General features: G+C 72.7%; 21 protein-coding genes and 1 riboswitch. Of the genes, 12 read left to right on the plus strand and 9 right to left on the minus strand.

Annotated elements, in window-relative coordinates; translation table 11 throughout:
* Window positions 1-67 precede the first annotated feature (67 nt).
* Both M8C13_RS19410 and M8C13_RS19415 read left to right on the plus strand, forming a co-directional pair.
* On the plus strand, window positions 68-1006 hold the full coding sequence (locus M8C13_RS19410) for an endonuclease/exonuclease/phosphatase family protein (protein ID WP_252482039.1): 939 nt from the start codon (window positions 68-70) through the stop codon (window positions 1004-1006).
* Between the two features lie 43 nt (window positions 1007-1049).
* Entirely contained in the window at window positions 1050-1640 is a 591-nt protein-coding gene (locus M8C13_RS19415) for a TetR/AcrR family transcriptional regulator (protein WP_252482040.1), read from the plus strand.
* Window positions 1641-1661: 21 nt separating this feature from the next.
* Here the strand turns inward: M8C13_RS19415 and M8C13_RS19420 are convergent, their stop codons facing one another.
* Complete coding sequence (locus tag M8C13_RS19420) at window positions 1662-1883, minus strand: LuxR C-terminal-related transcriptional regulator (RefSeq protein ID WP_252482041.1); 222 nt, start codon at window positions 1881-1883, stop codon at window positions 1662-1664.
* Window positions 1884-2228: 345 nt separating this feature from the next.
* Between M8C13_RS19420 and M8C13_RS19425 the strand changes: the two genes are divergently transcribed.
* Window positions 2229-3206 (plus strand): methyltransferase, encoded by a 978-nt coding sequence (locus tag M8C13_RS19425; RefSeq protein ID WP_252482042.1) that lies wholly within the window; start codon window positions 2229-2231, stop codon window positions 3204-3206.
* Here M8C13_RS19425 and M8C13_RS19430 read toward each other — a convergent pair.
* Window positions 3203-4420, minus strand: a complete 1218-nt coding sequence (locus tag M8C13_RS19430) for a CdaR family transcriptional regulator (protein WP_252482043.1) — start codon at window positions 4418-4420, stop codon at window positions 3203-3205. The genes M8C13_RS19425 and M8C13_RS19430 overlap by 4 nt on opposite strands.
* A gap of 234 nt (window positions 4421-4654) precedes the next feature.
* Between M8C13_RS19430 and M8C13_RS19435 the strand changes: the two genes are divergently transcribed.
* Window positions 4655-4960, plus strand: a complete 306-nt coding sequence (locus tag M8C13_RS19435) for a hypothetical protein (protein ID WP_252482129.1) — start codon at window positions 4655-4657, stop codon at window positions 4958-4960.
* On the opposite strand, the gene M8C13_RS19440 is transcribed toward M8C13_RS19435, so the two are convergent.
* Window positions 4957-8034 (minus strand): family 78 glycoside hydrolase catalytic domain, encoded by a 3078-nt coding sequence (locus M8C13_RS19440; RefSeq protein WP_308202821.1) that lies wholly within the window; start codon window positions 8032-8034, stop codon window positions 4957-4959. The genes M8C13_RS19435 and M8C13_RS19440 overlap by 4 nt on opposite strands.
* 137 nt (window positions 8035-8171) lie before the next feature.
* Between M8C13_RS19440 and M8C13_RS19445 the strand changes: the two genes are divergently transcribed.
* Window positions 8172-9005: an aminoglycoside adenylyltransferase domain-containing protein gene (locus tag M8C13_RS19445; RefSeq protein ID WP_252482044.1), complete on the plus strand. Its 834-nt coding sequence runs from the start codon at window positions 8172-8174 to the stop codon at window positions 9003-9005.
* Here M8C13_RS19445 and M8C13_RS19450 read toward each other — a convergent pair whose 3' ends face one another.
* From M8C13_RS19450 to M8C13_RS19460, 3 genes are all read right to left on the minus strand, one after another.
* On the minus strand, window positions 9006-9611 hold the full coding sequence (locus tag M8C13_RS19450; RefSeq protein ID WP_308202822.1) for a lytic polysaccharide monooxygenase: 606 nt from the start codon (window positions 9609-9611) through the stop codon (window positions 9006-9008).
* 157 nt (window positions 9612-9768) lie between these two features.
* Window positions 9769-11232: an NADP-dependent phosphogluconate dehydrogenase gene (gene gndA / locus M8C13_RS19455; protein WP_252482045.1), complete on the minus strand. Its 1464-nt coding sequence runs from the start codon at window positions 11230-11232 to the stop codon at window positions 9769-9771.
* A 96-nt stretch (window positions 11233-11328) separates the two neighbouring features.
* Window positions 11329-12282, minus strand: a complete 954-nt coding sequence (locus M8C13_RS19460; RefSeq protein WP_252482046.1) for an alpha/beta hydrolase — start codon at window positions 12280-12282, stop codon at window positions 11329-11331.
* 92 nt (window positions 12283-12374) lie between these two features.
* On the opposite strand from M8C13_RS19460, the gene M8C13_RS19465 reads away from it, so the two are divergent.
* Window positions 12375-13400: a helix-turn-helix domain-containing protein gene (locus M8C13_RS19465; protein ID WP_252482047.1), complete on the plus strand. Its 1026-nt coding sequence runs from the start codon at window positions 12375-12377 to the stop codon at window positions 13398-13400.
* Here the strand turns inward: M8C13_RS19465 and cobN are convergent.
* Window positions 13397-17002 carry a cobaltochelatase subunit CobN gene (gene cobN / locus M8C13_RS19470; RefSeq protein ID WP_252482048.1) on the minus strand — a complete coding sequence of 1202 codons (3606 nt, stop codon included), beginning with the start codon at window positions 17000-17002 and terminating at the stop codon, window positions 13397-13399. The genes M8C13_RS19465 and cobN overlap by 4 nt on opposite strands.
* Before the next feature lie 35 nt (window positions 17003-17037).
* Window positions 17038-17168, minus strand: a riboswitch (cobalamin riboswitch).
* A gap of 6 nt (window positions 17169-17174) precedes the next feature.
* Between cobN and M8C13_RS19475 the strand changes: the two genes are divergently transcribed.
* From M8C13_RS19475 to M8C13_RS19485, 3 genes are read left to right on the plus strand one after another with little or no spacing between them, the layout of a single operon-like run.
* Complete coding sequence (locus M8C13_RS19475) at window positions 17175-18296, plus strand: hypothetical protein (RefSeq protein ID WP_252482049.1); 1122 nt, start codon at window positions 17175-17177, stop codon at window positions 18294-18296.
* Complete coding sequence (locus M8C13_RS19480) at window positions 18296-18922, plus strand: precorrin-8X methylmutase (protein WP_252482050.1); 627 nt, start codon at window positions 18296-18298, stop codon at window positions 18920-18922. The genes M8C13_RS19475 and M8C13_RS19480 overlap by 1 nt, the downstream gene beginning before the upstream one ends.
* Window positions 18919-20418 carry a precorrin-2 C(20)-methyltransferase gene (locus M8C13_RS19485; RefSeq protein ID WP_252482051.1) on the plus strand — a complete coding sequence of 500 codons (1500 nt, stop codon included), beginning with the start codon at window positions 18919-18921 and terminating at the stop codon, window positions 20416-20418. Before M8C13_RS19480 ends, M8C13_RS19485 begins: the two co-directional genes overlap by 4 nt.
* Here M8C13_RS19485 and M8C13_RS19490 read toward each other — a convergent pair.
* Window positions 20393-21145, minus strand: coding sequence for a cobalt-precorrin-6A reductase (locus tag M8C13_RS19490; protein ID WP_252482052.1), 753 nt, complete (start codon window positions 21143-21145; stop codon window positions 20393-20395). The two genes, M8C13_RS19485 and M8C13_RS19490, sit on opposite strands and share 26 nt — an antisense overlap.
* A gap of 21 nt (window positions 21146-21166) precedes the next feature.
* Window positions 21167-23551 (minus strand): glycoside hydrolase N-terminal domain-containing protein, encoded by a 2385-nt coding sequence (locus M8C13_RS45090; RefSeq protein WP_305883972.1) that lies wholly within the window; start codon window positions 23549-23551, stop codon window positions 21167-21169.
* Between the two features lie 288 nt (window positions 23552-23839).
* Between M8C13_RS45090 and M8C13_RS19500 the strand changes: the two genes are divergently transcribed.
* The 3 genes from M8C13_RS19500 (at window position 23840) to M8C13_RS19510 (ending at window position 25543) form a co-directional block, all read left to right on the plus strand.
* Window positions 23840-24184, plus strand: a complete 345-nt coding sequence (locus M8C13_RS19500; protein WP_252482053.1) for a type II toxin-antitoxin system RelE/ParE family toxin — start codon at window positions 23840-23842, stop codon at window positions 24182-24184.
* Window positions 24185-24189: 5 nt separating this feature from the next.
* A complete protein-coding gene (locus tag M8C13_RS19505; RefSeq protein WP_252482123.1) occupies window positions 24190-24495 on the plus strand; it encodes a helix-turn-helix domain-containing protein in 306 nt (101 codons plus the stop codon).
* Between the two features lie 136 nt (window positions 24496-24631).
* Window positions 24632-25543 carry a DMT family transporter gene (locus M8C13_RS19510; protein ID WP_252482054.1) on the plus strand — a complete coding sequence of 304 codons (912 nt, stop codon included), beginning with the start codon at window positions 24632-24634 and terminating at the stop codon, window positions 25541-25543.
* The last annotated feature ends 6 nt before the right edge of the window (window positions 25544-25549 follow it).

The raw sequence follows: 25549 nt of genomic DNA on the forward strand, positions 1-25549 counted from the left end.
GGGCCGCGGGTGCAGGTGCGGGCGGGCGGCGGGATGGCTGGCCCGGGTGCTCGGGCAGACTTTCGGTATGACCGTTGTTGATGTTCGGCCGCGGCGGCGGGTGGTCGCGTGGCTGGGGTGGGCGGCGCTGGCTCCGGTGGCGGGGCTGGTGCTGGTGCGGGTGGCTGGGCTGGACGACGGGAATGTGCTCGCGCTGCCGATGGCCGGTTTTCCGCTGGTGGCGGCGGGGACCGTGTTGCTGGCGGTGGTGTTCGGGGTGTTGCGGATGAAGGCCGCCTGGCTGGCCGCGGGGCTGGCGGTGGTGCAGCTGGCGGTGCTGGTGCCGCGGTTCGTGCCGGATGGCGGCGAGGTGGGGGCGGTGCGGCTGCGGGTGGGCACGATCAACGCCCTCGTGGGGCGGGTGGACGCGGCGGCGCTGGTGGAGCTGGCGCGCGCGGAGCGGCTGGATGTGCTTGCGGTGCAGGAACTTCCGGGGGCCGGGGTGCGGTCGCTGGCCGCGGCCGGGATCGACGAGGTGTTGCCGTACCAGGAGTTGCACCCGGAGGAGGACACCTCGATCTACTCGCGGTTGCCGTTGCACGGGGGTGGGTTGCTGGCCGCGCCGACGACCTGGGGGCAGACCGTGGCCAAGGTGGAGATCGGCGGGCGGGTGGTCCGGCTGGTGGGGGTGCACACGCTGTATCCGTTGGGCGACGCGGCGAAGTGGGGCCGGGACCTGGCCGCGTTGCGGGTGGCGGCGGGGCCGGATGTGGTGATGCTGGGCGACTTCAACGCGACGCTGGACCACGCCTCGCTGCGCGGGCTGCTGGACGCGGGGCTGGTGGACACGCACGCGGAGCTGGGTCGTGGGTGGGCGCCGACCTGGCCCTCGGGGTGGTGGGTGCCGCCGGTGACGCAGCTGGACCACGTGCTGCACGGGGCCGGGTTGCGCGGGGTGTCGGTGGGCGAGCACACGTTGGGTGGCTCGGATCACCGGATGGTGGTTGCCGAGCTGGCCCTCGCCTGACCTGCGCCTAGTACAGTATCGGCTGGTACTGAAGGAGGCGGTGATGGCGATCGGGCGGCCCCGGGAGTTCGACCTCGACCAGGCGCTGGACCGGGCGCTGGAGGTCTTCTGGCGGCACGGCTACGAGGGCGCGGCGATGTCCGACCTGACCGCGGCCATGGGCATCAACCGGCCCAGCCTGTACGCGGCCTACGGCAACAAGGAGTCGCTGTTCCGCAAGGCGCTGGAGCGCTACACCGAGGGCCCGGCGCGGCATGTCAACGAGGCCTTGGAACAGCCGACGGCGCGGGCCACGGCCGAGCGGCTGCTCTACGGCACGGTGGACACGGTGACCGCGGCCGGCCGTCCACGCGGGTGCCTGGTGGTGCAGGGCGCGCTGGTCACCGGCAGCGCGTCGGACGGGGTGCGGGCGGCGGTGTCGGCGGAGCGGATGGCGACCGAGGTGCGGTTGCGGGAGCGGTTCGCGCGGGCCCAGGAGGAGGGCGACCTGCCGGAGTCGGTGGACGCGGCGGCGCTGGCGCGGCTGGTGATGGTGGTCAGCCAGGGGATGGCGGTGCACGCGGCCGACGGGGTGGAACCGGCGGACCTGCGCCGGGTGGTGGAGATGACGATGGCGAACTTCCCAGGGAAGTAGGGCCGCTGGCCGCCGCGACCCTCACACCAGGCCCCGGCGCACCGCCCACACGATGACCTGGATGGAGCTGGAGAAGCCGAGCTGGTTGCACATGGCGCGGGTGCGCCTGCGCACGGTGCGCTCGGAGAGCTCGAGCCTGCGCGCGACCGCGTCGATCGGCAGTCCGGTGGAGAGCAGGCGGAGCAGGGTGACCTCTTCCTCGCTGAGCACGGCGTGGTCACGGATGTTGTCGGCTACCACCATCGTGGTCCCTCCTGGGGGGTGCGTTGACCAGTTGGAAGCTCATCTCAGGAACGCCCGGGTTGCCGTTGTCCTGGATGTGGTGTTCCCCCAGTGCCGCCACGAGCGGGGAGCGTCGATGCGCGGGCGGATCGTGTTGTCCCGCAAGGTGTTCTCGCTCATTCTCGACTCCCCCTCTCAGCGGTCGAACCCTCGACGGTGTCCTTGACCAAGGCCGTCGGTGGCCTTGACACGATCTCACCCGATTGGCCGATCGCGGTACTCGCCGAGGCTGCCCGCGCCGAACTTCTGCCCTTGCGAACCAGTCACCCTGCCCGAAGCGAGCGCCGCGACATCTAGCCTTGGCTGATGAGTGAGCGGTCAATCATGGCCTTGGCGGATCTGGCCACACCGATGGCGATCCGGGTGGCGGCGACACTGGGGCTGGTCGAACGGGCTGGGGCCGCGGGGGCTTCCGTGGAGCGGCTCGCAGCGGAGACCGGGACCTCCGCGCCGGCGTTGCGCCGGTTGCTCGACCACCTGGTCGCGGTGGGGGTTTTCGCGGTGGAGTCCGGGTGTTACCGGCCGACGGAGCTGGGCGCGCAGATGGAGCCTGGGCGGTTCAAGACGCTGCTGGACATCAACTGCGCCGGGGGCCGGGCGGAGCTGGCGTTCGTGGAGCTGCTGGAGACCGTGCGGGATGGGACTCCCGCTTATGAGAAGCGGTACGGGCGGGGGTTCTGGGCGGACCTGGACGCGCACCCGGAGTTGCGGACGTCCTTTGACGCGCAGATGAACTGGCGGTTCCGGGTGCAGGTGGGGCAGATCGCGGAACGGTTCGACTGGGGGCGGTTCGGGGAGATCGTGGATGTGGGCGGGGGTAACGGGTACGTGCTGGCGGAGATCCTGCGGGCGCATCCCGGGGTTCGGGGGCGGCTGGTGGACCTGGCGCCGACGGCCGCGGCCGCGGCGGAGCGGTTTGTGGCCGCGGGACTGGAGGATCGGGCTTCGGCGGTGGCGGGCAGCTTCTTCGATCCATTGCCGACGGGGGCGGATGCCTATGTGCTGTCCGACATTCTGCATGACTGGGACGACGAGCGGGCCAGGCGGATTCTGCGGCGGTGCCGGGAGGCCGCTGGGGATGACGGGACCGTGGTGGTGATCGAGCCCGTCTGGTCGGACGGGACCGGGACGAGGATGAGCCTGTTCATGCTGATGTGTTTCGGCGGCAAGGAGCGGACAGTCGTGGAGCTGGTGGAGCTGGCGGCGGGCTGCGGGCTTGAGCTGCGGCAGTCGGGGCCGATCGCGGATGGGCGGATGGTGCTGGAGTTCGGGGCGGTGGGTTAGCGGGGTGCGAAGTCGCGGACGGTGAGTGCCGCGGCCAGGATCCGCGCGCCCGCTGGGTCGGCTGGGCTGTGGCCGGTGAGGGTGGCGATCCGGCGCAGGCGGTGGTTCAGGGTGTTGCGGTGGATGTGCAGCTCGGCGGCGGCCTGGTGCCGGTTGTGGCCGCTGGCCAGGAACACGCGCAGGGTCCAGAGCAGGTCCTGGTGCTGGGTGAGCTCGTCCAGGATGCGGTGCAGGCGTTCCCGGCCGGGGCCTGGGCGGCAGAGCTGGTACTCCAGCAGGACGTCGTCGAGCTGGTAGGCCCCGGGTGGGCGGCCGAGGCGGGTGGCCAGGTCGGCGATGTCGGTGGCCTGGTGCACGGCGGCGGGGATGGCCGCGCGGGTGGCGGCGGTGGCGATGCCGGTGAGCAGGGTGGTGCCCGCGGCCAGGTGCAGGCGTTCGGACAGGGCCAGGGCGGTGGCCAGGCCGTCCACGGGGGCCTCGCCGGGGTCGTCGGCCGGTAGGAGCAGGGTGCCGCCGGTGTGGTTGACCGCGGCCAGGGTGTGCGGGGGCAGCTCGGCGTGCAGGCGGCGGACCAGGGTTCTGGCGGCCAGCTGAGGGTCGGCGCCGTCGGACTGCGGGGGCGGGCCGAGGCGGAGGTGCAGCACGGTGTGCGCCTCGGCCAGCGGGATGCCGAGGCGTTCGGCCAGGGGTTCGGCGGGGGCGCCGGTGAGCAGGGCGGTGACCAGGGCGCGGCGGGCCTCGCGGTGTTCGGCGTCCAGGGTCTGCTGCTCGTGCAGGTAGGAGGCGGCCACGGCGGGCACGGCGACGCTGAGGTAGCCGAGCAGGCCGGGCACGCTGGAGAGCAGCTCGGGCAGCTCGTCCGGCTCGGCCAGGGCGGCCATCGCCTCCCAGCCGACCTGGGCGGCGATGTGGTAGGTGCCCAGCACCACCTCCAGCGGCACGCCCTGCTGGGCGCGGCGGATGGCGGCGCCGATCTGCTCGGTCAGCTCCTCGGGGCGCGGCGGGCGGCGCTCGCGCAGGCAGTGCAGGTACAGGCGCAGGTTGAGCGCGATCGCGGCACTGATCTCCCTGCTCACCAACTGCGGCGGCAGCTGCTGGTAGCCGGCGGCCCTGGCGAAGAAGGCGGCCAGCACGTCCTCGGCGATCCGCGGGATCGCGGCCTCGGCTCGCTGGTACAACTTGGCCAGCGGATCGGGTTCGGGGATGTCCACCACCGCCTGAGCCTGCTCGACCGGCGTGGCAAGCGCAATCCACCCCCGCCCTGCTACCCAGGTAGGCAGCTGCACAACGGTGGCCGGGCGGGTTGTGCAGCTGACCAGCGGTCCTCCCCTGATCGAGCGATGACCGCCGTCAGTGCCTTGGCACCCGGGCAGAATCGTGTGCTCCACGGCGGCGGGAGGACCATGGGACAGGACGACGGAGCCGGGCCGATATCGGTCTCGGAATGCATGAAAATGCTGCGGCGCAAGGGCTTCCGGCAGAGCGTGATCCGGGACGAGGTGGCCAGCACGGACGCGGTGATGTTCAACCGGGTCTGGCGGGGGGTGCGGGAGACGGTGCTGGCGTACTCGGAGTCCGAGGCGCTGGCCTACCGGGTGCGGGCGGAGGACGTGGACGCGGCGGATCCGTTCACGGTGGACCCGGACCGGCGGATGTGGCACCGGGGCGGGGAGTTCCTGGAGGTGGCGCGGCAGCTGCTCGCGTTGCCCCCGCCGCCGGGGCACAGCGCGTTCCCGGCGGCCGGGCTGGCTTAGCCGGTGGTGAACGTCCAGGTGCCGGAGCCGACGCGGTAGGGGGCGTGGCCGGGGATGGGGGGCAGGGTGACCGCACCGGGCGGGGCGGTCACCTGGTGGGCGGGGGCGGCGGGCACGTGGATCTCCGCGGTCGCGCCGACCGGGACGGTGGCGGTGAGGGTGAGGCCGGTCTGGGTGGTCTCCCAGCTGACCGCGGCGCGGCCGCGGACGGTGTCGATGCTGGTGCGGGCCCAGGCCACGCCGGCCCTGGCGTCCGGGCGGATGAGGATGCGTTCGTAGCCGTTGGCCAGTGGGCGCAGGCCCGCCACGTTCTCGTACAGCCACTGGGTGACGGTGCCCTGGAAGTAGTGGTTGCGGGAGCGGGAGTCCTGGTGCCACATCTCCCACATGGTGTCCGCGCCCTGCTCGATCCAGTAGCCCCAGCTGGGTTCGGTGCGCTGCACGGCGATCGCGTGCGCCAGGTCGGCGTGGCCGTGCGCGGTGAGCACCGGCAGCAGCACGCTGGTGCCCAGGCAGCCGGTGTTGAGGTGGTTGCCGCGCTTGCGGATGTCCGCGGCGAGACTGTCCACAACGGACTGGACTGACGCCGCTGGCACCAGGCCGAAGGCCAGCGGGATGGCGTTGCTGGTCTGGCGGTAGCCCTGGTCGCGGTCGCTGCGGTAGTGGCCGCCGCGCAGGAAGGTGCGGTTGAGGGTGTCCTTGGCCTGCGCGGCGACCGCGCGGTAGCGGGCGGCGGTGGCCTGGTGGCCGAGCAGCTCCCCCATTTCCGCCACCCCGGTCAGCGCGCGGTGCAGGTAGGCGGTGGCGGTGAGCCGGTTGTCCTCGGGGGCCACGCCCCAGGGCGCGTCCGGGGACAGGAAGTCGCCGAGGGCGGTCAGCGCCAGGCCGCCGCTCATCCGGTTGATCTCCCAGTCCAGGTAGCGGGTGAGCGCGGGCCAGTGTTCGGCGGCCACCCGGTCGTCGCCGTACCAGCGGTGCATTTCCCTGGCCAGGAACGGGAAGACGGTGGTCCACTCCGGGGTGGGGGCGAGCTGGCGGTAGCCCCAGCGGCCGCCGTTGGGCACGATCACCGGGACCTGGCCCGCGCTGTCCTGGGCGTCGGCCAGGTCGCCCGCCCACTTGGCGAACAGGCGCTGCATGCCGAAGGCGTAGGCCATGCTGGGCGCGCCGACCTGGGCGTCGCCGGTCCAGCCGTTCTTCTCGTACGTGGGGGTGTCGGTGGGCAGGGCGTGCAGGTTGTTCACGATGGTGCGGCGCATCATCCGGTCCAGCTGCTCGAACATCGGCTCGGCGCAGCGGAACTCGCTGACCTCGGGCACATCGCTGTGCACCAGCCGCCCCAGCACCTCCGCCGGCCGCGGCCCGGTGATCTGCACGTAGCGGAAACCCTTGTAGGAGAACCGGGGTTCCCAGGTCTCCGCGCCGGTGCCCGCGGCTATGTACTCGTCGCGCTGCTGGCGGGTGTCCTTGACGTGCTCGTTGACCGACTGCACGCTGCCGTCCGGGTTGAGCTTCTCCCCGTGCAGCAAGGAGATCCGGGTGCCTGCCGGGGCGCGGACGGTGATCTTGGTCCAGCCGGCCATGGTGCGACCCATGTCCGCCACGTGCACGCCGGGCCGCAGCTCGGTGATGCTCGCCGGGCGGATGGTCCCGGTGACCCGGATGGGTTCGTTGGGCTGGGCGCGCAGGACCCCGGCAGGGGCGGGGACCAGCTGGGCGTCGGTCCAGTGCTGGGGAACGTGCCGGGCGTCGTAGGTTTCGCCGGAGTACTGGGAGTTCGCGCGGGTGGGGCTGTCGGTGAGCCGCCAGCTGCCGTCGGTGCCGATGGTGGTGCGCCCGCCGTCGGGGTGGTCGATCTCCAGCTGGGCCAGCAGTCTGGGCTCGCCGTGCCACTTGGCCAGGTGCCAGTCCCAGACGTTGATCGTGGTCATGCCGTAGAAACCGCGGCCCAGTGTGACGTCGAGCCGGTTGTCGCCTTGCTGGAGCTGGCCGGTGATGTCGTGCACGGCGTAGAGCACGGTCTTGTCGTAGCCGGTGAAACCCGGGTCCAGGACCTGGTCGCCGACGCGGTGGCCGTTGAGCTGGGCGTCGTAGTAGGCCAGGCCGCTGAGGTAGAGGCGGGCCCGGGTGACCGGGCGGTCGAGGTGGAAGTCCTTGCGCAGCAACGGGGCCGGTCGCGGCGGGGCGGGCACGGTGACGTCGCGGGACCAGGGGCCTTCGCCGTAGCGGGCCAGGACGGCCGCAGCGGGCCAGCCGGAGTCGTCGAAGCCGGGACTGGTCCAGTGGGGGTGCGCGCTGTCGGTGGCGCGCCAGCCCGGGCCGGTGGCCAGTTCGCGGGTGCTGCCGTCGGTGTGCTCGACGAGCAGGCGCAGCAACAGCCCGGCCGGGCCGCCGCGGTTGGCGGCCTCGACCGCGACGGTGAGCCGGGGGCCGACGGCGCGCACCTCCTCGGTGACGTCGAGCAGGTGCGCGGCGGTCCAGGCGTTGCCGGAAGTGTTGGCGGACAACACTTCCCGGCCGTGCAGGTGCACGTTCAGCGCGTCGTCGGCGGTGGCGACCAGGGTGGCGGCGCGGACCTCGGCCGGGAGGTCCAGGGTGGCGCGGAACCAGCGAGAGCCGGTCGGTGCCCCGGTCAGCGTCCAGCCGGGGCCGCCGATCCAGGACGCCTGGTCCAGGGCCGGTGGCGGCGGCGGTGCGGCGGGGCCGATCCAGCTGGCGGACCAGGGCTGGCCCAGGTGGCCGGTCTCCCACCAGGCCGGGGCGCTCCAGGGGCTGGGCCGGTTCTCGCCGTCCCAGACCCGGACCCGCCAGTGGTAGCGGGTGCGGGGACGCAGCGGCGGGCCGTCGTAGCGGATGCCCAGGGTGCGGTTTGAGTCGACCCGGCCGGTGTCCCAGCGGGGGCGACCCTCGGCGAGGCGTTGCGGGTCGGGGTCGGCCTGGACCTGGTAGGCGGATTGGGTCGCGCCGTTGACATCAGCTTGCAGCACCCAGGCCAGCCGGGGGTGCGGGACGTCGGTGCCGAGCGGGTTGTCCGCGTACTCGGTGGTGAGCCGGGTGATCGACACAGCGCACACGGGTTGGTCCTCCCCAGCCTCGGCGGTCCCGCCACCCGACAGTGCCACCGCCGCCGCGCCCGCGCCAGCGCCGCGGCAGAAGTCCCGCCTTCGGCGGTCAGCGGCGAACGGGTGAGCTTCGCTGGCACACTGGGCTGATGCCGTATCCCGGGGCCGAACGCACCGCCGCCCGCTACCTGGCCGTGGCCGACCGGCTGCTGCCGGGCCGGATCACCGGCTGCTACCTGGTCGGCTCGGCCGCGCTGGGCGCCTGGCGGGCCGGGCGCAGCGACATCGACTTCATCGCGGTGGTGGACGGCGGTTTCGGCGAGCGGGAGCTGCGCCGCCTGCGGGTGCTGCACCTCGCGGGCAACCTGCCCGCCGCCGGACGCGCGCTGCTCAGGGCGGACCCGACCATCCCCGGCACGATGAACGGCGCGTTCGTGCCCGCGGCGGAGCTCGCCAAGCCGGTGACCCAGATTCGGCCGCTGGCCTCGCACAGCGGCCGTTCGTTCAAGCGCGGCCGCGGGTTCGACGTGAACCCGGTGATGTGGAAGGTGTTGCGGGAACAGGGAATCACGGTGCGCGGCCCGGCCCCGGATCAACTAGGGCTCGACCCGGAACCGGACCGGCTGCGGGAGTGGAACCTGGGCCAGCTGCGCTGCCACTACCGGGACTGGGCCCAGCAGTGCGTCACCGGCCGGGCATCGGGCAAACCGCTGGTGCCCGCGCACCGGGCGGCGCTGGCCAGGGTGCTCGGCCCGCCGCGCCTGCACCACACCATCGCCACCGGCGCGGTGATCTCGAAAGAAGCGGCGGCCGAATACGCCCTCGATGCCTTCGACACCCGCTGGCATTCATTGCTGCGCGCCGCCTTGGCCCAGCGCACCGGCGGGCCGGGCCCGGAAATCCCGGAACCCGGCCTGCTGCGGCGACTGGCCGGTGAGTTCACCCTGGAACTGATCAGCGATGCCGAACGGTTGGCGCGCTGATCAGAAAGTGACGTCGATGCACTGGTAGAACGCGTTTCCGGTGTCCGCGATGTCCCAGACCGCCAGGATCAGGTGCCTGCCGGTCTTGCCCGCCGGCACCGTGCCGGTGTGCGAGACCGCGTTCGGCGGCCGCGCGCCACCGTTGCTGACACTGATGAACGGGGCGGGATCCAGCGCGGCGCGGGTCAGTTTCGCGTTGGCGTCCCAGCCGTTCTTGGTGATGAAGTACTTGAACGAGGTGGTCGCGTGCGGCGCGGTCAGGTGCCAGCTGAACGTGCGGCTCGCGCCGCTGGTCAGCTGGGTGGACGGCCAGCTCCCGCCGCGCGGGTCGTCCAGCTGCGCGAACTGGCGGAGCCCGCCGGCACAGATGCTGCCGTCAGCGGGTCCGCGGGCCGGGAATCCCTTGGGGCCCTCCACACTTTGTGGTTCCCACTGGATCGGCCCGCAGTTCTTGGCGGTGCCGAGTTTGCAGAAGTAGGCCCGGCTGTTCGGGCCGTTGGTGTAACCGTGCGCGCTGGCCGTGGCCGGTACCAGGACGGAAAGCGCCATCAGCGCCAGGCTCATCAGGCCGACGAGAATCGAGCGCGTGATCGGAGTGGTGTGCAAGGCAACCTCCGCGGTGTTTCCGGCGGCGGGGGTTGCACCTCATGATGACAGCGCGCGGAGAATTCCCGGCAGCGACTAACGTCGGATTACCGGTTCTCCGGCGAACGCCAGGGCCGGGTGTCGCCGGAATCGCGGCGGCACCCGGCCCGGCGTGGCTTCACCCGGCCTGTTCGGTCTTCTCCGGCGTGGCCCACAGGGTGTGGAAGGAGCCCTCGGCGTCCACCCTGCGGTAGGTGTGCGCGCCGAAGTTGTCCCGCAGGCCCTGGATCAGCGCGGCCGGCAGGCGGTCGCGGCGCAGGCCGTCGTAGTAGGCCAGCGAGGAGGAGAACGCCGGGGTCGGCACGCCTTCGCGGACCGCGTCCACGACCACCCGCCGCCAGCTGTCCACCCCACTGGAGACGGCCTCGGCGAAGTACGGGGCGACCAGCAGGCTGGGCAGGTCGGGGTTGGCGTCGTAGGACTCGCGGATGCGGTCCAGGAACCGGGCCCTGATGATGCAGCCGCCGCGCCAGATGGTGGCGGTGGCGCCCAGGTCGATGTCCCAGCCGTACTCCTGGCTGCCCGCGCGGATGTGGTCGAAGCCCTGGGCGTAGGCGACCACCTTGGAGGCGTAGAGCGCCTTGCGCACGTCCTCGATGAAGGCGTCGCGGTCGCTGTCCTTCACCCAGCCCGCGCCCGCCTCGCTGCCGAAGGCCTCGGCCGCGGCGGCGCGCTGGCCGGCGTGCCCGGACAGGGACCTGGCGAAGGTGGCCTCGGCGATCCCGGTGATCGGCACGCCCAGGTCCAGCGCGCTCTGCACGGTCCAGCGGCCGGTGCCCTTCTGCTCGGCCTGGTCCTGCACCACGTCGACGAACGGCTTGCCGGTGCGGGCGTCGGTGTGCGCGAGCACGTCCGCGGTGATCTCGATGAGGAAGGACTCCAGGTCGCCCTCGTTCCAGCCGCGGAAGATCTCCGCGATCTCCGCGGGGGTGGCGCCGAGTCCGGCGCGGAGCAGGTCGTAGGCCTCCGCGATGAGCTGCATGTCGGCGTACTCGATGCCGTTGTGCACCATCTTCACGAAGTGGCCAGCCCCGTCCGGGCCGACGTGCACGCAGCAGGCCTGCCCGTCCACGGTGGCCGCGATCGACTCGAACACCGGCCCGAGCCGCTCGTAGGACTCCTTGGAGCCGCCCGGCATGATGCTGGGCCCGAGCAGCGCGCCCTCCTCGCCGCCGGAGACGCCGGCGCCGACGAAGTGCAGGCCCTTCTCCTTGAGCGCGGCCTCGCGGCGGCGGGTGTCGGCGAAGTGCGCGTTGCCGCAGTCCACCACGATGTCGCCGGGTTCGAGCAGCTCGGCCAGCTCGTCGATGACCGCGTCGGTCGGGCCGCCGGCCTTGACCATGACGATCGCCACCCGCGGGCGCTCCAGCGCGTCCACGAAGTCGGCGAGGGTCTCCGCCGGGACGAAGGCGCCCTCGTCGCCGTGCTCGGCGACCAGGCTCTTCATCCGCTCCACCGACCGGTTGTGCACGGCGACCGGGTAGCCGTTGCGGGCGAGGTTGCGGGCCAGGTTGCGGCCCATCACCGCCAACCCGGTCACCCCGATGCGTGCCGTCGCGGTCCTGGAGGTCTCGCTGCTCATCCTGCCCACCGTTCCGTGTCTGTGGCTGGTGCTACCTAGCGCAACACCAACCCTGCCACTCCTACTCCCTGTTCAACGTGCGGGACCAAGGATCGTTCACCCGCGGCCACCCCGCAGCGCACGGCGGAGCGCGTCGGTGAGGTCCCGGCCCATGCGGAGGGTGACCGCGGCCCCGGCGACGAACGAGGAGCCGTGGAAAGTTCCCGGGTACAGGTGCAGTTCGGTGGACACTCCGGCCTGGACCAGTCGCTGCGCGTAGTCGAGTCCCTCGTCCCGGAGCGGGTCGAACTCGCACACCGCGACGAAGGCCGGGGGCAGCCCGGACAGGTCGGTGGCGCGGGCCGGGGCGGCGTACGGGGAGACCTCCGCGGTGCCGCGCTTGCCGTCGCCGAGGTAGAAGTCCCAGCTCAGGATGGCGTTGGGCCGGTGCCACATCGGGGTGTCGGTGAAGGCGGTCATGGACGGGGTGCTCAGCCGGTCGTCCAGCTCGGGGATGTTGAGCACCTGGTAGGCCAGCGCGGGGCCGCCGCGGTCGCGGGCCAGCAGCGCGACCGCCGCGGTCAGGCCGCCGCCCGCGCTGTCCCCGCCGACCGCGATCCGGTCCGGGTCCACGCCCAGCTCGGCGGCGTGCTTGACGGTCCACTCCAGGGTGGCGTAGCAGTCCTCCAGCCCGGCCGGGAACGGGTGCTCCGGGGCCAGCCGGTAGTCCATGGCGACCACGACCACGCCGACCTCGTCGGCCACCCGCAGCGCGGTCCGCTCGGCCATGTCCAGGTCGCCGATGACGAACCCGCCGCCGTGGATGTGCACCAGCGCGCCCAGCGGACCGGGCTCGGCGGTGGGGGTGTAGACCCGGATGTCCACCTCGGGCGCGCCCGCCGGGCCGGGGATGCTCAGCGCACGCACCTCGACCGGGTTCACCGGCTGGTAGGCGGGGATCACGTCGGCCATCTCCCGCATCCGGGCGCGGATGGCCGCCGGGTCGGCGAAGTCCACCTCGGGGACCATGGGGATCCAGGTGGCCAGTTCGGGGTCGATCGGGTAGCTCATGATCGAAGTCTGCGCCGCCCGCGGGGGCCGCGCCCACCGCCAACCGCCGGTGGTCACCGGGCCTGGACCCGCCAGCTGGCTACGCTGACGGCATGGAGGGCCTGCTGCTGCGCCTGTCCGCGTTGGACGCCGACGCGGCCGGTGAGGTGCGCGTGATCGCCTTCTTCGACTCGCTGATCGCCCGCCGGGCCGGTGTGGACACCCTGCTGGCCACCACGGCCCAGCTGGCCGAGTGCCCGGTCGGCCTGGACGCCGCCGAGCGGGGACTCGCGCTGGCCGCCGATCCGTCCGGCGAGGTGCGGGCCGGGGCGTCAACGCCGAAGGGCGCGCGGGCGCGGGAGCTGCCGGACGGGTCGCGGGTGTGGCTCGCGCGGCCGGGGGCTGGGCTGCCGATGGATGAGATGGTCCTAGAACGGTTCGCGATCGCCGCGGAGCTGGTGCTGGCCAGGGGCGCCTTGCCGGAGCTGGGCGATCCGGCGCTGGTGGAGCTGGTGCTGGCGGAGCGGGCCGGGGAGGCGGAGCGGTCGCGGGCGCTGCACCTGCTCGGGCTCACGCCGGGCACGCGGGTGCGGGTGCTCGCGGTGGCGGGGGACTCGGCCGGGCTGGGCGGGTGGTCGGCGGAGCTGGGGCAGCTGCGGGCGGTGCTGCTGGCCGGACCGCCGGAGCTGGACCAGGTGCGGCCGCCCGCGCGGGTCGGGGTCGGCGGCGAGGTGGCCGCGATCGAGGCGCGCCGTTCCTGGCGGCAGGCCCGGCTCGCGGTGCGGCTGGCCGGATCGCTGCCCTGGGACCCGCCGGTGTGCTGGTGGGAGCGGCTGGGCGCGCTGGCCACGGTGGCCGAGGGCTTGCGCGGCAACGACATCGGCCAGATCGAGGACGTGCGCGCGCTGGACCGGCTGGCCGAGGGCCCGCTCGGCGCGGACCTGCTGCTGATCCTGTCCGCGGTGTGCGCGCACGACTCGGTGCGCAAGGCCGCGGCCGAGGTGCACCGGCACCACAGCTCGGTCGCCGCGCGCCTGGCGCACGCCGAAAGCGAGCTGGGGTTCCCGGTGACCACGGCCGCGGGCCGCTTCCGGCTGCACCTGGCGATGGTGCTGCGCCGGTTGCGGGACAACGCTTAGGCCTCGCCCTCCAGGTCGCCCTCGGTGGCCAGGTAGGCCTCCCGGAGAGCGTCCAAAGTGGACTGTTCGGGGCTTTCCCAGAGCTTGCGCTCCGCGGCTTCGAGGAGCCGTTCGGCGATGCCGTGCAGGGCCCACGGGTTGGCCTCGGTGAGGAACTTGTGGTTCTCCTCGTCCAGCACGTAGCTCTCGGCCAGCTTCTCGTACATCCAGTCCGCGACAACGCCGGTGGTGGCGTCGTAGCCGAACAGGTAGTCCACGGTGGCGGCCATCTCGAAGGCGCCCTTGTAGCCGTGGCGGCGCATCGCGGACAGCCAGCGCGGGTTGACCACCCGCGCCCGGAACACCCGGGAGACCTCCTCGTTGAGGGTCCTGGTGCGCACCGCGTCCGGCCGGGTGCTGTCGCCGATGTAGGCGGCGGGGGCCTTGCCGGTGAGCGCGCGGACGGTGGCCACCATGCCGCCGTGGTACTGGAAGTAGTCGTCGGAGTCGGCGATGTCGTGCTCGCGGGTGTCCACGTTCTTGGCGGCCACCGCGATCCGCTTGTACGCCGACTCCATGTCCCCGCGCGCGGGCAGGCCGTCGAGCTCGCGGCCGTAGGCGTAGCCGCCCCAGACCGCGTACACCTCGGCCAGGTCGGCGTCGTCGCGCCAGTTCCGGCTGTCGATCAGCGGCAGCAGGCCCGCGCCGTACGCGCCGGGCTTGGAGCCGAAGATGCGCATGGTGGCGCGGCGTTCGTCGCCGTGCTCGGCCCGGTCGGCCTCGGCGTGTGCGCGGACGAAGTTCTGCTCGGCGGGTTCGTCGAGGGCGGCGACCAGCCGGACCGCGTCGTCCAGCAGCGCGACCACGTGCGGGAAGGCGTCCCGGAAGAACCCGGAGATCCGCACGGTGACGTCGATGCGCGGGCGGCCCAGCTCGGCCAGGTCGATGACCTCAAGGCCGTTGACCCGGCGGGACTGGTCGTCCCACACCGGGCGGACGCCAAGCAGGGCAAGGACTTCGGCGATGTCGTCGCCGGCGGTGCGCATCGCGCTGGTGCCCCACACGGACAACCCGACCGAGGGCGGCCATTCGCCGGTGTCCTTGCGGTAGCGGTCCAGCAGGGAGTCCGCCATCGCCTGCCCGGTCTCCCAGGCCAGCCTGCTGGGCACCGCCTTGGGGTCGACGGAGTAGAAGTTGCGGCCGGTGGGCAGCACGTTGACCAGGCCGCGCAACGGTGATCCGCTCGGCCCGGCCGGGACGTAGCCGCCGTCCAGGGCGTGCAGCAGGTTGCCGAGCTCGTCGGTGGTGCGGGAGAGCCGGGGCACCACCTCGGCGGCGGCGAACTCCAGCACGCGGGCGACGTCCTCGTTGTCCTTGTCCAGCACCGAGCGCACCACCTCGGTGGCGCTGCCCTGGGTCCAGCCACCGGCCTCCATGGCCACGACCAGCTCACGGGCCTGGGCCTCGATCGCGTCGGTCTCGGTGCGCGAGGCGCTGCCGTCCTCAACCAGGCCAAGGGCTTCCCGGATGCCGGGCAGCGCGGCGACCTGTCCGGCCCACATCTGCCGGGCCTGGATCATGGCCAGCACCAGGTTGATCCGCGCCTCACCTTCGGGCGCGGCGCCGAGGATGTGCAGGCCGTCGCGGATCTGCACGTCCTTGACCTCGCACAGCCAGCCGTCGACGTGCAGCAGGAAGTCGTCGAACTCGGCGTCGTGCGGCCGGTCGGTCAGGCCCAGGTCGTGGTCGAGCTTGGCGGCCTGGATCAGGGTCCAGATCTGCGCGCGGATCGCGGGCAGCTTGGCCGGGTCCATCGCGGCGATGTTGGAGTGCTCGTCCAGGAGCTGTTCCAGGCGGGCGATGTCGCCGTAGCTGTCCGCGCGGCTCATCGGCGGCACCAGGTGGTCGACCAGGGTGGCGTGCGCGCGCCGCTTGGCCTGGGTGCCCTCGCCGGGGTCGTTGACCAGGAACGGGTAGATCAGCGGGATGTCGCCCAGTGCCGCGTCGGTGCCGCAGCCAGCGGACATGCCGACGGTCTTGCCGGGCAGCCATTCCAGGTTGCCGTGCTTGCCCACGTGCACCATGGCGTGCGCGCCGAACTCCTGCGCCAGCCAGCGGTAGGCGGCCAGGTAGTGGTGGCTGGGCGGCAGGTCGGGGTCGTGGTAGATGGCGATCGGGTTCTCCCCGAAGCCGCGCGGCGGCTGCACCATCACCACCACGTTGCCGGCGGTCAGCGCTGCTAGGACGATCTCGCCGTCGGGGTCCTGGGAGCGGTCCACGAACAGCTCGCCGGGCGCGGGACCCCAGTGGTTCTCCAGCTCCGCGCGGAAGTCCGCGGGCAGGGTGTCGTAGTACTCGCGGTACTTGGCCGCGCTGATCCGCACCGGGTTGCCGGTGAGCTGGGCTTCGGTGAGCCAGTTCTCGTCCTGGCCGCCGGCGGCGATCAGCGCGTGGATCAGCTTGTCGCCGTCCTGCCCGGCCACCCCGGGCAGCGCGCCCTCACCGTCGGCGGGTCCGATGTCGTACCCGTTGTCCCGCAGGGCCGCGAGCAGCTTGACCACGCTGGCCGGGGTGTCCAGGCCGACCGCGTTGCCGATCCGGGAGTGCTTGGTCGGGTAGGCCGAGAGCATCAGCGCGATCCGCCGTTCGGCGGGCGGGATGTGCCGCAGCTGGGCGTGTTTCACCGCGATCCCGGCCACCCGGGCGGCCCGTTCGGCGTCGGCCACGTACACGGTGAGGCCGTCCGGGTCGATCTCCTTGAAGGAGAACGGCACCGTGATGATCCGGCCGTCGAACTCCGGGATGGCCACCTGGGTCGCGGTGTCCAAAGGGGACAGTCCGTCGTCGTTGGACGCCCAGCTCTCCCGGCTGGAGGTCAGGCAGAGTCCTTGCAGGATGGGCACATCGAGCGCGGCCAGCGCGCCGACGTCCCAGGCGTCCTCCTCGCCACCGGCGGAGGCCGCGGCCGGTTTGGTGCCTCCGGCGGCGAGCACGGTGACCACCAGCGCGTCGGCCTTGCCCAGCTCGGCCAGCAGCTCGGGCTCGGCGGTGCGCAGCGAGGAGCAGAACACCGGCAGCGCCTGGCCGCCCGCGTCCTCGATGGCGGTGCACAGCGCCTCGACGAAGGCGGTGTTCCCGGCCACGTGGTGCGCCCGGTAGTAGAGCACCGCGACGACCGGGCCTTCGGTGGCGCGGGCGTCGCGTTCGAGCACGCCCCAGGTCGGGGTGGGCTGCGGCGGGGCGAAGCCGAGGCCGGTGAGCAGCACGGTGTCGGAGAGGAAGTTGTGCAGCTCGGCCAGGTTGCCCGCGCCGCCGTGCGCCAGGTAGGCGTGCGCCTCGGCGCAGACCCCGCCGGGCACCGTGGACAGCTCCATCAGCTGGGCGTCCGGGGCCTGTTCGCCACCGAGCACCACCACCGGGCGCGGCCCGGCGAGCAGCCAGTCCAGGCCCTCTTCCCACATCCGGCGGCCGCCGAGGATGCGCACCACGACCAGGTCCACGCCCTCGACCAGGGCGGGCAGGTCGTCCACGAGCAGCCGCGCCGGGTTGCCCAGCCGGTAGTCGGCGTCGCTCGCGCGCGCCGAGAGCAGGTCGGTGTCAGAGGTCGACAGCAGCAGGATCACGCCGGTCTCCACATCCCTCGGGGTCCGCGCCCCACATCGGTCGGGACGGTGACGGAGTGTCTGGCTCCCAGGCGGGCCTGGTGACAGTGGCGGGACCGCGCCGGACTCGCACCGGCTTCCTCCGTGGTTCACCGTTCGGAGAGGACCCTACCCGCCGCGTAGCATCCGGCGCGTGCCCTCTTCACCACATCGCTCGCGCCCGGACGCCTGTCCCGGCGCCATCGAGGTGCACCCGGCCGCGGACGGCGGCCTGGCCAGGGTGCGGATCCCCGGCGGCACGCTGACCGCCGACCGGCTCGCGGTGCTGCGCAAGGCCGCGATCGAGCTGGGCGACGGCTCCCTTGAGCTGACCTCGCGGGCGAACGTGCAGATCAGGGGCCTGACACCGGGTTCGGAGCCGGAGCTGGGCAAGCGGCTGGCCCAGGCCGGTCTGCTGCCCTCGCTGACCCACGAGCGGATGCGGAACATCATCGCCTCGCCACTGGCCGGCACCCAGGACCTGGTCGACGCGATCGACGCGGCGCTGTGCGCGCGACCGGAGTTGGCCGAGCTGCCGGGCCGGTTCCTGGTCACGGTGGACGAGGGCGGCGACGTGAGCGGGCTGGGCGCGGACGTCGGGCTGCACCGGGCAGGCGCGGCGTGGGTGTTGCTGCTGGCCGGGACCGATTCAGGGCTGCGGCCGGGCGATCCGGTGGCGGCGGTGACCAGGGCCGCGGCGGAGTTCCTGGCGCTGCGGGCCGAGCGCGGCGGGGTGGCCTGGCGGCTGGCGGAGATCGAGGACGGTGTCGCGGAGATCACGCGCCGGCTCGCGGCGGGCGGCGACGCCGTTTCCGCCGATCGCGTCCAGCCCGCGCGCTCCCAGCCACTCCCGCCTGGCCCGCTGCCCGATGGCCGGCTCCTGGTCGGCGTGCCCCTCGGCCGCCTGGACCCGGCCCAGTCCGAGGCCCTGCTCGCCGCCGAGCACCTCCGCCTCACCCCCTGGCGCAGCGTGCTGCTCCCGCACCCGATCACCCTGGGGCACGGCCTGATCACCGACCCGCACTCGCCCTGGCACGCGGTCACCGCCTGCACCGGCCGCCCCGGCTGTGCCAAGGCCCTGGCCGACGTGCGCGCCGACGCGCCCCGGCTGCTCGGCGGCGCGGGCCGGTCGGTGCACTTCTCCGGCTGCGAACGCCGCTGCGGCCGCCCGCGCGGCGCGATCGACGTGCTGGCCACGGCGGAGGGCTACCTGGTCGACGGACAACGGCACGAGGACACGGCCGCGGCGATCGACGCGGCCCGGAGGAAGCAGTAGTGACCGACTACATCAAGGACGGCGCGGAGATCTACCGCCGGTCCTTCGCCACCATCCGCGCCGAGGCCGGCCTGACCGGTCTGCCCCCGGACGTGGCGCGGGTGGCCGTGCGGATGATCCACGCCTGCGGGATGGTCGACCTGGTCGAGGACCTCGGCTACTCCCCCGGCGTGGTCGCCTCGGCACGGGCCGCGCTCGATGCCGGTGCGCCGATCCTGTGTGATGCCAACATGGTCGCGGCCGGGGTGACCCGGCGACGGCTGCCCGCGGACAACGAGGTGGTGTGCCTGCTCGGCGATCCACGGGTGCCGGGGCTGGCCAAGGACATGGGCAACACGCGCAGTGTGGCGGCGCTGGAGTTGTTGCGGGACAAGCTCGGCGGGGCGGTGGTGGCCATCGGCAACGCGCCGACCGCGCTGTTCCACCTGCTGGAGATGATCGCCGGTGGCGCGCCCAAACCCGCGGCGGTGCTGGGGATTCCGGTGGGGTTCATCGGCGCGGCGGAGTCGAAGGAGGCCCTGGCCGCCAACGCGCTGGGGCTGGAGTACCTGGTGGTGCGGGGCAGGCGGGGCGGCAGCGCGATGACCGCCGCCGCGATCAACGCGATTGCGAGTGACGAAGAGTGAGTGAGCTGGGACGGCTGTACGGCGTCGGGCTGGGCCCTGGCGACCCGGAGCTGGTGACGGTCAAGGCGGCACGGCTGATCGGCGCGGCGGACGTGGTGGTGTTCCACAGCGCGCGGCACGGCCGCAGCATCGCCCGCTCGATCGCCGAGCCCTACCTGCGCCCCGGTCAGATCGAGGAGCAGCTGGTCTACCCGGTGACCACCGAGGACACCGAGGACTACCAGGGCGAGATCGACGCCTTCTACGAGCAGAGCGCGCAACGCCTTGCCGCGCACCTGTCCGAGGGCCGGACCGTGGTGGTGCTCGCGGCCGGGGACCCGTTCTTCTACGGCTCCTACATGCACATGCACAAGCGGCTGGCGCACCGGTTCCCGACCGAGGTGGTGCCGGGGGTGACCTCGGTGAGCGGGGCCGCCGCGGTGCTCGGGCGGCCGCTGGTGGAGCGGGACGAGGTGCTCACCGTGCTGCCCGGCACGCTGCCGCAGGAGGAGCTGGCCGAGTGGCTGGCCACCACCGACTCGGCCGCGATCATGAAGCTGGGCCGAACTTTCGGCGTGGTGCGCGAGGCGCTGCACGCGGCCGGACGGCTGGAGGACGCCTGGTACGTGGAGCGGGCGACCACCGGGCGGCAGCGGGTGGCCCCACTGTCCGAAGTGGACCCCGAAGGCGTGCCGTACTTCTCGCTGGCGCTGCTGCCCAGCCAGGCGCACCAGACCATCGAGGCCGCCCCGGACACGGCGACCGGCGGTCCGGGCGAGGTGGTCGTGGTCGGCCTCGGTCCCGCCGGACGCGAGTGGCTCACCCCGCAGGCGCAGGACGCGCTGGCCACCGCCGACGAGCTGATCGGCTACGGCCCCTACCTGGACCGGGTCCCGCCCAACCCGCGCCAGCGGCGGCACCCCTCGGACAACCGGGTGGAGGCCGAGCGGGCCGCGTTCGCGCTGGACCTGGCCAAGAACGGCGCCCGGGTCGCGGTGGTCTCCTCCGGTGACCCCGGCGTGTTCGCGATGGCCAGCGCGGTGCTGGAGGTGGCCGGTGAGGAGCAGTTCACCGGGGTGCCGGTGCGGGTGCTGCCGGGGCTGACCGCGGCGCACGCGGTGGCCAGCCGGGTGGGCGCGCCGCTGGGCCACGACTACTGCGTGCTCTCGCTGTCGGACCGGCTCAAGCCGTGGGAGGTCATCGAACGGCGGCTGGCCGCGGCGGCCGCGGCCGACCTGGTGATCGCGATCTACAACCCGGCCTCGCGCAGCCGCACCTGGCAGGTCGAGTCGGCCAGGGAAACCCTGCTGGCGCACCGGTCCCCGGATACGCCGGTGGTCATCGGCCGGGACGTCGGCGGCCCGGAGGAGTCGGTGCGGGTGGTCCGCCTCGCCGACCTCGATCCGTCCACTGTGGACATGCGCTGCCTGCTGCTGGTCGGCTCCTCCACCACCCGGTTCCGCACCGGCCCCGACGGCGAGCCGGTGGTGTTCACCCCGCGCCGCTACCCCGCCTGACCCACTCGACGGCCGCGGCCACGGTGCCTGCCGTGGTCGCGGCCGGCAGCGGCGGACGGCGGACCAGGACCACCGGCAGGCCGAGCCTGCGGGCCGCGGTGAGCTTGGCCGCGGTCTGCTCGCCGCCGCTGTCCTTGCTGACCACCACGTCGATCCGGTTGGCGCGCAACAGCTCCAGCTCACCGTCCACTGTGTACGGTCCCCGGTCCAGCAGGACGGTCACGTTTGGCGGGGGCCGCTCCGGCGGGTCGACCGAGCGGCTGAGGATCCACAGGTCCGGGTTGGCGAAGGCGGGCAGGTCGCGGCGGCCGGTGGTGAGCAGCACCCGGCGGCCCAGCGCGGGCAGCGCCTCGGCGGCCTCGGCGATCGAGGACACCCAGTGCCAGCGGTCCCCCGGCTGCTCGGCCCAGCCCGGCCTGCGCAGCACCAGCAGCGGCAGCCCGAGCTCGGCGGTCGCGGCGGCGGCGTTGCCGGTCATGGTCGCGGCGAACGGGTGCGTGGCATCGACCACCAGGTCGGCCCCGTTGTCCCGCAACCACTCCCGCAGCCCGGCCACCCCGCCGAACCCGCCGATCCGCACCTCGCCGACCGGCAGCACCGGTTCCCGCACCCGCCCGGCCAGCGAGGACACCACCCGCAGCCCAGGGATCCCGGCCAGGGCCGCGGCCAGCTTCCGGGCCTCGCCGGTGCCACCCAGCACCAGCACCGTCGTCGTCACGACTGGCATCCTGCCACCCGAGGGCCAGGGTCAGTTCGGCCGGATCGTGACGGACTCGCCGGGCCGCACGCTGATCACCCGCTTCCAGGAGCCCGCGCGCACCTCGGTGCTGGTGCCGCCGACACTGCGCAGCACCGCGGTGGTGACCTTGCCGTCCCGCCAGCGCAGGTCGACCTCGAACCCGCCCTTGACGCCGACACCGGTGACCCGGCCCCGTTTCGCCCACGCGCCGGGCAGCGCGGGCAGCAGTTCGACCACGCCCGGCCGGGAGTACAGGATCATCTCCAGCATCGCGGCCGGCGCGCCGAAGTTGGCGTCGATCTGGAAGATGGCCCGGTCGTTGTTGCGGTACATGTCGAAGAAGTTGGCCGAGGTGCCGTTCTCGTTGGCGATGGACGGGCGCAGCACGGTGAGCAGCAGCTGGTAGGCGCGGTCGGCGTCGCGGAGCCTGGCCCAGCAGGCGGACCGCCAGGCGCAGGCCCAGCCGAAGCTCTCCATGCCGCGCACCTCCAGCAGCTTGCGGATGCCCTCGATGGTGGCCTGGGGCGTGTCGTCGTGGTTCATGTGATCGCCGGGGAAGAACCCGATCAGCGGCGAGAGGTGCCGGTGGGTGCGCTCGCCGATGTCATCCGGGTGCATCCACTCCTGCAGCATGCCGGTCTTCGGACTGACCTCCGGCAGGTACAGCCGCGACTGGAGGCCCTTGACCCGCGCCGCGAACTCCTTGTCCCGCCCCAGTCTCGCCGCCGCGAGCTGGAGTTCGCGGAACAGCTCCCAGACGATCTCCTGGGCGTAGCTGATGCCCAGCGCGTCCTGCGGCCCGTGCTCCGGCGACCAGTCCTTGTCGTCGACCAGCACCTCCCGGGTGCTGCCGTCGGGGTAGGTGTGCGTGATGGTGACCAGCCGCGCGGCCCAGAACTCGGCCGCGCCCTTGAGCAGCGGGTAGATCCGTTCCAGGTGCTGGGCGTCCAGGGTGAACTCGTAGTGCTCCCACAGCGACTGGCACAGCCAGGCGTTGCCTGCGGGGTGCCACCACCAGCCGAGACCGCCGTGGGTGTTGGCGGAGAAGGCCACCGTCCACCCGGCGACCTTGCCGGAGGAGTTGCGGAACCGGTTGCGCGGATCGTTGAACAGGCGCTGGGTCTGCCGCGACCACTCGGGCAGCTGGGCCAGGCAGTAGTCGGCGAGAGCGGTGAAGCAGCGGCCGAGACCGGCGCGGTCGGTCAGCCAGTAGTTCATCTGGAGGTTGATGTCGGTGTGGTAGTCGGCGTACCAGTCCGGCGAGTTGTTGTGCAGCCACAAACCTTGGAGGTTGATCGGCAGACTGTCCCGGGACCCGGTGATCATCAGGTACCGCCCGAACTGGAGGTAGCTGGCCTCCAGCTCCGGGTCTGGCTGCCCGGGATTGGTGTGCCGCACCGCGAGCCGGGACCAGGAGTCCAGGTTCCGCTGAGCGCGGCTGGACTCACCGAGGTCCACGGTCATCCGCCGGTACAGCGACTGGTAGTCGGCCACGTGCGTGTTCAGCAACGCGCCCCCGGCCACCTTCGCCTTGGCCAGCGCCCGCTCCCGCGCCACCACCAGCGGGTCGATGGCGGTGTTCCGGAACCCCCTGGCCGCGTCCGCGAGGTAGTCGGTGCCACCGGAGACGATGACCAGCACCTCCCGGCAGTCCCGGAAAACCAGCTCGTTGCCGGTCACCGTGATCGTCCCGGTCTCGCTGAACGCGGTGACCACCGCGGCATAGCGCAACCCGTTGCCGAACCGCGAGCTCAACGAGATCGTGCGGCTGGCGGGCTCGCCCACCACCGTCTCGGTGCGGGTGGCCTCCAGCCGGATCCGTCCACTGTGGACACCGCCGCCGCGCTGGGTCAGCCGCACCACCACCACGTCGTCCGGGCGACTGGAGTAGGTCTCCCGCCGGTACTGCGCGCCCCGGTAGCGGTAGGAACTGGTGACCAGCCCGTTGCTCAGGTCCAGCCGCCGCCGGTAGCCGGTCACCGCGGCCTTGGTGTGCCCGGTGGCCTCCACCCGCACCTTGGCCAGCAACCCGAAGGACCCGAAATCGTTGGGCCCGTATGGGAACTGCCCGTCGTCCTGGAGGACGTCGTTGCGGTGCCCGGTCCACAGCGTGGCATCGGTCAGGTAAAGCACGTCATCGGCCGGATCGGAGCCGACCAACGCCCCCAGCCGCCCGTTCCCGATCGGCAGACCCTGCTGGATGATCCGGCTCTCCTCAGCAGGCGCCGGGTACCAGAGACTGGTCGCCTCACCCTCCGGCACCAGACTGACGTTCTCCGGCCGAGCCACCTCCTCGGCCTGGGCGATGAACGGCCGGACCCCGCTCAACATCATCCCGGCGCCCACGGCGCCCGTGATGCGCAGGAAGTCCCGGCGCGACGGCGAGTCGGACATGGTCGAGTCCCTTCGACGGCTGTGGCGGAAGGTCCACTCGAGGCTCGATGTGGTGCGGCGCAGGAAAGATACGATCTCTGGCCAGGTGCGTCAACGGTCCGTGGTCGTCGACTGAGCAGAGCAGCCTTCAGAAAATGCTGGTAGCAACCAAATCAGCGGAACTTCGCCGTCCGAAACTTACCCTTGATAGATCATCCAGATACTCAACACATCGGATGACTACTCGCCGTTATCCCTCAACTACGCCCTGTTGCTGGAGCGTTTTCGACTACATATAGCATCGATGGTATGAACTGGGGTACGGTTGAACTGGAGCCGGAGGTTCGGGACTGGTTGGCGGGTCTGCCGACAGCTCACTTCGCCACGGCGGCGTTCTACATCGATCTGGTCGCCGACCAGGGACCGCTGCTGGGTGAGCCGTACAGCCGCCAGCTGGACAGGAAGCTGCGGGAACTACGGTTCCACCTGGATGGCGAGGCGATGCGGGTGACCTACTGGATCGCCCCGGGACGCCGGGTCGTGCTGCTGACGGTCTTCCGCAAGACTCGGATGCGCGAGGTCCGCGAGGTCGCTCGCGCGCAGCGGGCCCTGCGGCGATGCGTTGCCGAGGAACACAGTGTGGACGGGGAGTGAGCGCGATGGTTGACGGCAACGACTGGGCGGAGCTGCGCGAGCGCAGGCTCGCCGAGCCGGGCGCGGCCGAGGCGTACGACGCGGCGCGGCTGGCCTACGAGCTCGGCAAGGCCGTGCGGGAGATGCGGGAGCAGCGCGACTGGACCCAGTCCCGGCTGGCCGAGGTCGCGGGTATGACCCAACCGGCGATCGCGCGGTTCGAGGCCGGCGGCACGGTGCCGACCATCCCGGTCCTGGAACGACTGGCCCACGCGCTGGACGCCGAGCTCGTGGTCCGGCTGACCCCGCACCTCCGCCCGGTGACGGCGTAGGCCCAACGGCCGCCGCCATAACCAAGCGTTATGACGACGGCCGTGCGGGTGGTGCGGTCGACTCAGCGGGCCAGACGGCAGGCGTCCGGACCCTGCCAATTCGCCGCACCCGACTCCGCCAGTGAGGATGCGGTCCGTGCCCCATCGTCTCCCACTGGCCCCGCTGCTGGCGCTGGTCGTCGCCGTGCTCGCGGTGTCCACCTCCGGCCCGCTGATCGCCTTCGCCGCCGCGCCCGCGCTGGCCATCGCGTTCTGGCGCAACACGATCGCGGTCGGCCTGCTCACCCCGTTCGCCGCGCTCCGCCGTGGACCCGAGTTGCGCGCGGCGGTCAGCGGTGACAAACGCGGCCAGGGTGGGTACAGCATGCTGGCCGGGGCGATGCTGGCGCTGCACTTCGGCACCTGGATGTCCAGCGCGCAGCTGACCACGGTGGCCACCTCGATCGCGCTGGGCTGCACCCAGCCGGTGTGGGCCGGGCTGATCGCGGTGGGGCAGGGCAAACGGCTGCCGCTGACCACCTGGCTGGGCATCGGGCTCGCGGTGGCCGGGGCGGCCTGGACCACCGGCGCGGACTTCCAGGTCTCCGGCGCCGCGCTGTGGGGCGATGTGCTCGCGGTGCTCGGCGGGATGGCCGCGGCCGGGTACGTGGCCCTCGGCGAGCACGCGCGGGCCAGCCTGAGCACCACGACCTACACCACGATCTGCTACGCCACCTGCGCGCTGGTGCTGCTGGTGGTGTGCCTGGGCGCGGGCATCCCGCTGGCCGGTTTCCCGGACTCCACCTGGCTGGCCATCCTGGCCATCGCGCTGGGCGCCCAGCTGCTCGGGCACTCGATGTTCAACTACGCGCTGCACGCGGTCTCGGCCACCACGATCAGCCTGGTCACCCTGCTGGAGGTGCCGGGCGCGGCGCTGCTGGCCTGGCTGTGGCTCGGGCAGGTGCCCAGGGCGGCCGCCCTGCCGGGGATGGCGTTGCTGCTGGCCGGAGTCGCGGTGGTGGTGCTGGCCGGGACCCGGCGACCCGCGGCGGCGCGGGTCGCCGGGTAGCGGCGG

The organism is Crossiella sp. SN42, assembly GCF_023897065.1.
GTDB lineage: Bacteria > Actinomycetota > Actinomycetes > Mycobacteriales > Pseudonocardiaceae > Crossiella.

What these genes read in the sequence shown, in the direction of transcription:
- M8C13_RS19410 (WP_252482039.1), top strand. Translation starts at nt 68, where the DNA reads ATGACCGTTGTTGATGTTCGGCCGCGGCGGCGGGTGGTCGCGTGGCTG.
- M8C13_RS19415 (WP_252482040.1), top strand. Translation starts at nt 1,050, where the DNA reads ATGGCGATCGGGCGGCCCCGGGAGTTCGACCTCGACCAGGCGCTGGAC.
- M8C13_RS19420 (WP_252482041.1), bottom strand. Translation starts at nt 1,883, where the DNA reads ATGGTGGTAGCCGACAACATCCGTGACCACGCCGTGCTCAGCGAGGAA.
- M8C13_RS19425 (WP_252482042.1), top strand. Translation starts at nt 2,229, where the DNA reads ATGAGTGAGCGGTCAATCATGGCCTTGGCGGATCTGGCCACACCGATG.
- M8C13_RS19435 (WP_252482129.1), top strand. Translation starts at nt 4,655, where the DNA reads ATGAAAATGCTGCGGCGCAAGGGCTTCCGGCAGAGCGTGATCCGGGAC.
- M8C13_RS19445 (WP_252482044.1), top strand. Translation starts at nt 8,172, where the DNA reads ATGCCGTATCCCGGGGCCGAACGCACCGCCGCCCGCTACCTGGCCGTG.
- gndA (WP_252482045.1), bottom strand. Translation starts at nt 11,232, where the DNA reads ATGAGCAGCGAGACCTCCAGGACCGCGACGGCACGCATCGGGGTGACC.
- M8C13_RS19460 (WP_252482046.1), bottom strand. Translation starts at nt 12,282, where the DNA reads ATGAGCTACCCGATCGACCCCGAACTGGCCACCTGGATCCCCATGGTC.
- M8C13_RS19465 (WP_252482047.1), top strand. Translation starts at nt 12,375, where the DNA reads ATGGAGGGCCTGCTGCTGCGCCTGTCCGCGTTGGACGCCGACGCGGCC.
- M8C13_RS19490 (WP_252482052.1), bottom strand. Translation starts at nt 21,145, where the DNA reads ATGCCAGTCGTGACGACGACGGTGCTGGTGCTGGGTGGCACCGGCGAG.
- M8C13_RS45090 (WP_305883972.1), bottom strand. Translation starts at nt 23,551, where the DNA reads ATGTCCGACTCGCCGTCGCGCCGGGACTTCCTGCGCATCACGGGCGCC.
- M8C13_RS19500 (WP_252482053.1), top strand. Translation starts at nt 23,840, where the DNA reads ATGAACTGGGGTACGGTTGAACTGGAGCCGGAGGTTCGGGACTGGTTG.
- M8C13_RS19505 (WP_252482123.1), top strand. Translation starts at nt 24,190, where the DNA reads ATGGTTGACGGCAACGACTGGGCGGAGCTGCGCGAGCGCAGGCTCGCC.